Origin of the sequence: Galbibacter kalidii (assembly GCF_026241135.1) — a bacterium.
Lineage (GTDB): Bacteria > Bacteroidota > Bacteroidia > Flavobacteriales > Flavobacteriaceae > Galbibacter.
Genome location: NZ_JAPFGA010000047.1, coordinates 1 through 4071, shown reverse-complemented (window position 1 = coordinate 4071; position 4071 = coordinate 1). Strand labels below are relative to the sequence as shown.

Below are 4071 nucleotides of genomic sequence, written 5' to 3'. Positions count from 1 at the left end.
GGCGGATGAACTACCGGGACGGGGAGCTGTTGCCCACCGGGACCTACTATTACGTGGTGCGCTACGACAGGGACGGCACCAAGGCCCCCAAGACGGGCTGGGTCTACCTGAGGAAATAATGAGTTCAATAAAAAATGTAACTGTAATTCACGATTATTTTGTAAAAATGATTGTTTTTCATACAAAACAATCATTTTTCACGTTATATTTGTAATTGAATTTCATGTAAATCCATCATGAGTAATTATTTTTCACAAAAAGTAACTGTTTTTCATGGCCGTATCCTACCAGAAGAATGTTTTTTGGTTGGCTATTCTTTGCTGGTTTCAGAAATAGAAAGCAAGCTGAAAATAATAGTTCCCCTGCCTGATATTTTAGCTATTGCAACGGAAAAACACCAACGGTACAATACAGAACAATGGCAGGTATTTACGATTAGACATAAGCCTAAAGATGATCTTAAAAGTCATTTGATCTTTGCTTTAAAATATGAGCCTTTAGACCTTTATATATTAAAAAAATTCTTTGAACTAATTGGGGAAGAAATAATCCTGAAAATGTTGGAGGAAGAGCCTACCGGACGATATACCAGAAGAGCCTGGTTTTTATATGAATGGTTGATGGAAAGGGTACTTGCGATACCTGATCTGAAAAAAGGCACTTATGTAGAAGTTGTTGACTCTTCGTTGCAATTTACCGGTCAACCAGAAAATTCTACCCGACATAGGGTAAAAAACAATTTGCCAGGAGTTCCTGATTTCTGTCCAATGATACGAAAAACGGAAAAGCTGGAACTATATATTAAAAAAGATTTGTCCGCGGCCATTGAAAAGGGGCTGGGAAAAAGGGATAAAGACCTGATAAGGAGAACCGCAGCTTTTTTATTGTTGAAGGATTCAAAAGCTTCTTTTGCCATTGAAGGAGAATACCCTCCAAATATGAGAGCAAGGAATTGGGGCAAAGCTATAGGACAAGCGGGAAAGGTTCCCCTTACCATTGAAGAAATAGGAAGATTACAGCACATTGTAATCGGCAATAAAAAGCTCAAATACATGGGCATTCGAAAGGGGGAAGGTTTTATTGGTGAACACGACAGGGAAACCTTGACCCCTATGCCTGACCATATATCGGCCAGGGCCAAGGACCTACCTTCACTGATGCAGGGACTACTGAAAACAAATGCCCGGTTGCAACAAGCCTTATACGATCCTGTGTTGGCTGCAGCTACCATAGCTTTTGGTTTTGTCTTCATTCATCCTTTATCTGATGGTAATGGAAGGATTCACAGGTATATTATACATCATTTGCTCACTCGAATGGGGTACACTAAAAGGGGAATGATTTTTCCTGTATCCTCTGCTATTTTAGAAAGGATAGAAGAATATCAGGAGGTATTGGAACACTTTTCTTTTTCAAGGGTTGATTTAATTCAATGGGAAGAAGCATCGGATCACAATGTTAAAATCCTTAATGAGACCATCGATCTATATCGATATTTTGATTTAACAAAGCAAGCTGAGTTTTTGTACGAATGTGTGGAAGAAACCATCGAAAGAATCATACCGGAAGAACTGGATTATCTTGAAAAATATGACAGAATGGTTCAATTCATAAATGCTCACATAACATTACCTGATACAAAGGTGGACTTGTTGATCAAATTTCTTGACCAGAACAATGGAATGTTATCAAAGAAAAAAAGAGGTAAAGAATTTGAGGAATTAACAAATGAGGAAATACAGGTAATAGAAAGTGCATTTCAAAATATATTTTGAGTCCAGGTAATGCTCAGGGTGACATTGCAGGGTTAAGGGTGAAATCACTTCATTATATATAGAACAGCTCTCCCCAATGAAATGGATAACCTCTCAGAGATGTATGGGTAAATTTTTTCCATGATAATGCGTTTTTAAGAAAATATTTTCCATTATAAAAACAAAAGACAGTTAAAGATCAGGCTTTATACAAGTATTTTCCGTTTAATATCTTCATTATACAAATGTTTTCCATTTAAACTCATTTAAGCTTTTTTCTTCCGACAATTGTCGGAAGAGGCGAAAAATACTCCTTATCGCCGGTCGGCTTCATCGCTGAGGGTGTCTGAAAAGACTTGAGAACCTTTGTCACACTGAGTACTTCGATAAACTCAGTACAGGCTCTGTCGAAGTGTAATGTAACGCGAAAATCAAATCGTCTTCGACATACTGAAGCTATGTTCAGCACAGGAGCTCAGACTGACAATATGTGTAAAAAAGTCTTTTTAGACACCTTCTTTACGCTCCGCCCGGCACACAGAAAGAGTAGAAGTAGATGATTTTAATGAAGAATGAATAATGGACAATCGTTAATTGAAGACTTACTTCTACCTCTCAACCTCAAAACCCAACAACCAACAACCAACAACTAACAACTAACAACCAAATAACCATTATTTAAAAAATCCATCCGTTTGTTTCATTGTTTATACCGTTTGTTACATAGTGGATGAAACACTGCTAAAGTTGATGTAGTTTTATTATGCTCCCTGATCTTGGTTTTCCCGGGCTTAATGCCTGTTTATTACGAATATAAAACGATCGGTTATGTTAAAAAAAATACTATTGTTGTTTGTGGTGGTGTTGGGCTGGGTTGCTTCCGTGCAAGCTCAGGGAAGTTTAGAGCATTGGCTGTCACCAATACCGGACTCGCATAATACTGAACCGCATATTGGGGAAGTCAATATTTCCAACCTAAATACTGTTGACGCTACGGTTGAGATTTTCAGGGGTACGGATACAAGCCCGATAGCTACCTATGTTGTGCCTGCCGGTACTAATCAGGCGCATGCTCTTGGTGGGCGGGGAAATAATGATATGGTGCTTGTTGATGATGATCGGGGAATGGTATTGTCTGATATGGGTTACCATATTGTGTCCGATGTACCTGTTTCTGTAGATCATAGACAGGCCATGGGCTTAGGTTCCTATCTTGATTTTCAAGTATCAAAGGGAACCAATGCCATCGGGCAGACTTTCCGCGCTGCGACCTATGATATTCAGAGGAATTTTTTTAATAGGGCTGATTTTATTTCCATGATGGCTACCGAGGACAATACCATTATTGAGGTTTCTGGTTTTGTTGACGGATTGACCATCTTAGGAGTTAATAATGATACGGCTGTGCCCGCAGGACATGTTGAGACTATTGTTTTGAACAGAGGAGAAACCTATGTGATGCAAACCTTAGGGGCTGTAGCTGCAATGAATGGGGTTTTGGTTCAGGCAGATAAAGGGATTGTACTAACCAATGGTAATTCTGAAGGGAGATATACAGTATCTACAAACCGATGGGATTTGTTGATGGATCAATCCATCCCTGTTACCGAAATAGGGACTGAACATGTGGTTTCAAAAACAGAAAATGATGCAGGTGACAGGGTGTATGTATATGCCCATACCAACAACACCTCGGTGTTTTTAAATGGCGAAGTAACTCCATCTATTACCTTGGCCGCAGGGGAATATGTGGCCTTTGATGCGACTGATTTTACCGATGATGACAATATGCATATTCGCACCACCAATCCAGCTTATGTATATCAAATAAGCTCAGATAGTGTTGGGGAAATCGGAATGTATTTGGTTCCCCCCTTTATCTGTACGGCACCAAGAAGTGTTTTGGTCCCTAAGGTGGATGATTTGGATGGAAATGGTCTTCTTCAATCTTTTCATATAGTAACCCGGTCCCTGGGCGAGATATCGATCAACGGTACCCCTTTGCAGGACTATTTGACGGCCGGGACCTTGACCAACTACGGCACGGACGATATCAACGGGCACTATATCGACGGGAGTACAGAATATGTCAGCTATAAATTGAGTGGATCCGCTCTTACCGGAGATATTTTAGTGGAATCCACCCAGGATTTGTATTGCGCATTGGTGGTAAGACCATCTGTGGGAGTTGGGACCAGTGGCGGCGGCTTCTATTCCGGTTTCACCCCGACGATCAACCTTCGCATCGACGATGCGGCCTGTCTGCCGCAGGTATTGGACGTCGGTGACGACCTTTTCGACGGTTACCGCTGGTTCC

3 protein-coding genes are annotated in these 4071 nt (G+C 40.6%); all 3 read left to right on the top strand.

Annotated elements, in window-relative coordinates:
• The first annotated feature begins 5 nt into the window (after window positions 1-5).
• Window positions 6-119 (top strand): T9SS type B sorting domain-containing protein, encoded by a 114-nt coding sequence (locus OOZ15_RS20495; RefSeq protein ID WP_416337328.1) that lies wholly within the window; start codon window positions 6-8, stop codon window positions 117-119.
• Window positions 120-236: 117 nt separating this feature from the next.
• On the top strand, window positions 237-1775 hold the full coding sequence (locus tag OOZ15_RS19685; RefSeq protein ID WP_265958150.1) for a Fic family protein: 1539 nt from the start codon (window positions 237-239) through the stop codon (window positions 1773-1775).
• Between the two features lie 807 nt (window positions 1776-2582).
• Window positions 2583-4071, top strand: a 1489-nt coding sequence (locus tag OOZ15_RS19680) for an IgGFc-binding protein (protein ID WP_265958149.1), incomplete at its 3' end; no start/stop codon positions are given.